2 protein-coding genes are annotated in these 3483 nt (G+C 39.3%); both read left to right on the top strand.

Annotation, left to right across the window (positions count from 1 at the left end; genetic code table 11):
* Window positions 1-773 precede the first annotated feature (773 nt).
* A complete protein-coding gene (locus ABYK33_RS14735) occupies window positions 774-2381 on the top strand; it encodes a hypothetical protein (RefSeq protein WP_373034061.1) in 1608 nt (535 codons plus the stop codon).
* 469 nt (window positions 2382-2850) lie between these two features.
* Entirely contained in the window at window positions 2851-3240 is a 390-nt protein-coding gene (locus ABYK33_RS14730; protein WP_373034060.1) for a hypothetical protein, read from the top strand.
* Window positions 3241-3483 lie beyond the last annotated feature (243 nt).

Below are 3483 nucleotides of genomic sequence, written 5' to 3'. Positions count from 1 at the left end.
CACCCCTAAGATCCTGGAGATGCAGCGACTCGGTGCAGAAGCGACCCAAAGCGACGCATTTCAAGCGCTGCACATGGGCAGCGAGATCGACTTCAAGATCCTGGCACTTGCTCTAGGGGTACTTTTTATCCGCCGAATGCGGTTGATGTTTGTGCAGAAATAGACACAACAAACTAGATAGCATACAGAGTTTCGGTACCAGCGGTCGGGCGTTCGAATCGCTCTGGGTGCACCATTAAAACTACAAATTATTTCCCAAACATCTAACGCTTATATTTTTTAAAAACGATTTTCTTAGTATGCAACAAACAGCTTATTTGTCATACCGATTTTGATTTACCTGACATATGTTATTTCATAAAGTACAGGAGAATAGCCTACAAATGCACCTGCAATCGCGGTGTTGTTTCTTTTCTCTTCCTGCCTTTTCGTACATAATGGTTCCGTTCGGCTCGTTTTTAACCCAGAAAATAAAATAGTGTCAGCAGTAAATTCAGCGTGATTTTACTGATTGTCTCACAAAAATATTTTTTAGATTAATAGTTACTCTATTTTGGTCTATAGGACAGATCTTGTTGCAGTATCGTGGCTACAGTGCTTATTCGATCCTCTTCGACAAGTTCTAAAGGTTTAGAGAAGCGAAAACCTATGTCAAACATAATGGACACTTCTTTATACTAAATCTTATTATAAATATTTGAAAATGTACTAATTTGACGTTTTTTGACATTTTTAAGTTAGGGTTTCAACAGAAAATATTAAAAAGGTTAAAAATGAAATTTTTGCTTATCTTTACAATGTTGGTTTCAATGTTGTCAGCAAGTACTACTTTGCACACTCCATTCCAGCCACAAGATGGAAAAAACGGCTATGTGGGTGTGGCAGATGTTACATATGTCATTAAAAATTGTTATGGCGATCCAAATCTGATCGTTAATATAAAAACGAAAAATACAAAATATAGATATGAAGACAAATTATATGATTTAAACCGATACTCTTCGAGTAAGACAAGTGCAAAAGGCTATACGGTTTTAGAAGGTGATATTTATAATAGTAATTTTGATTTAGGACATATTGAATATTCAAACATCACTAACTTTAATGCTGCAGGTTGTTATTCTGATACATACAGTTTGACAAATCATCTTGGACTAGGCAAAGAGTTCTCAAAAGAAGATACCATCCACTTCTTAAAACTTTTGAACCCAGTCTTATACATTAACAGCCGAGATTATGACCTGGAAAAAGAGATCAAAAAAGGTTTGTCTCAAAAGAACGGGGTCGTCCCAACTGCCAGTAGTGCAACGGTAGGAGATGGTAATTCTTTTAACAATCAGAATAGTTACAATGCACTTCGTGAGCAACAGCAGAGAGAGAGACAGATCCAACAAGAACGACAGAGAGAACAAAGCGCTCAGGAACAACGCCGACTGGACGAACAGCGAAGATATGCTCAGCAAGAAAGATATACTCAACAAGAGATAGAAAATCAACGTCAAAGCGATGCTATTCAAGAAAAGATGCAAGCAGATGCGCGGAGAGAACAGGAAAAGCGTGAAGCGCTACAAAGTGAAATAGACAGTTACGAGCTTGCACAAAGAGCGAATGAACAACAACTTGCCAATAATCTTACAGGGTTAGCTACTGCTTATGCTAATTCAGGTGCAAAAATCCCTGAACCTGTTGGCTGGGCATTGGTTGTGGCACTATTTGGCGCCTTGGCTGTAGTCGCACTGCCTAATGATACCGGCACTAATACAGATTTTGAATATTCCTACATTGGAACCACCATGGCTGTTATCAGTGTAGGGGGTGCTTTTGCTGCTCAATTTCTTGATTTTGATCTTGAAACAGGCCACACTATTACCATCTCAAAAAGTGAACACAGTATTGAAAACAATGAGTACTATCTTTTGACCTCACCAAATGGGACATTTTCTGGCTTCACAGTCAGCAGTGCCAACTATTGGACTTTAAATCCAAATGCACCTGTCAATGGGATGACTGTATGGGTTGATTATTACTATCAGAGCTCAGATGATCCTGTTTATTATCGTGTAGATAATGGTGGTAACGCCTTTTTCCTATCTAGTCAAGTCACTCAGGGGGCAAGTGCCGGTGTGGGTTTTTGGTCAGGGTTTAATAATGGTCTTGTGCTTTCAGGCGGTGTTATGCTTGCAGATATTCGTTTGTATGAGCAACAAGCGACCGTATCTCTTTTAAATTCCCCAATGGATCTTGAAACTGTAAACTCAAAGGCAGATCACGGTTTGGGTATTCCATTACGTGCCGAATTGAGTTATAAATATCTGACTTTGACATCTACCTATAACTATGGGCCGGGAACGTTGTCTTTTGGTGTGGGACTTCATTATTAATGGCATAAAGATCAATGGTGCTTTTAAGCTGAAAGCACCATCTGTTTAGTAAAGACAACAGCAGATTGTTTTCTTGACAAACGGGGACTTTATAATGGACTATGTAATTACAACATAGAGTTCAATACACTGATGATATGTCCTGAGTGTAATTAAAAAAATATGGTTTGATTTAACGCTCAAAAAGACGTGTTATTCTATTGTATCCATAAAGATGCACATGCTTACAGAAGAAATATAGAAAGATTTAGGGTCCACTGATACCAATTCCCTCTGCCGGGATGACAATACGTGCAATCACAATGCCGTTTCATCCATTTTCCCCCGATTGACAAAGTATATTGTCAAGACTTTGACCTGCATATGACAAGTTGAAAGAGTCATGTAATATAATTCTAAAAGAATATGATCATGGAAAACACGACGTTGCTATGCTTTTATCTTCGGAACTCTTTTTAAGGCCTGTTTTATGAGTGTCTTCGCTTTACAATCGCCCGCGGACGGCTTTTTAGATGAAGACCTGGACCATTTTAACAAAGTGTTTGATGACTGGTGTGTTCATTTTGACAACTACGACGATGCCAGCCTTATCGCCGATAGCCTTGATGAACGAAAAAGTGTCGAGATCGTTGAGATTACACCGTTGAGTTATCCGAAATATTTCTTTCCCTCTCTTGAGGGCAACATTCATGCGACCCGTCAACTTGACGACAAGATTATCTGTATTGTCGAGCCGTACATGGGGTCGAACTATCGTATTGCCGTTTGTGACTTAAAGACGAAGCGGGTGAGACTGACACAGACCCGCTATAAAAGTGTCTTGAGTGTCGAAGGGGCTTTTTCGAACTTTACCGTTTGACCCTTCATTTGACTCCTAAACAGGGCATTGTTTCTTGAGTTGTGCGATATTTCGATGCCATTACTAAGAATCAGATGTCTCCTGATGACGAGACTTAACTCTTTTGTGTTATGCTTATTCTCATATAAATACTAAGGTAAAAGCTTGCAAGAGAGTCATATACTGATCCATGCCATCATCGATGAGATCGAAAAGGTCGTTATCGGAAAACGCGACAAAATAGAGCTGGCTATGGCCGCTTTT

The organism is Sulfurovum sp. (assembly GCF_041562805.1).
GTDB lineage: Bacteria > Campylobacterota > Campylobacteria > Campylobacterales > Sulfurovaceae > Sulfurovum.
Note: the sequence above shows the minus strand (reverse complement) of the source record. Positions and strands in the feature narration are given on the sequence as shown.

Excerpts from the sequence above, each read along its gene's own strand:
- ABYK33_RS14735 (WP_373034061.1), top strand. The coding sequence starts at position 774 with ATGAAATTTTTGCTTATCTTTACAATGTTGGTTTCAATGTTGTCAGCA.
- ABYK33_RS14730 (WP_373034060.1), top strand. The coding sequence starts at position 2,851 with ATGAGTGTCTTCGCTTTACAATCGCCCGCGGACGGCTTTTTAGATGAA.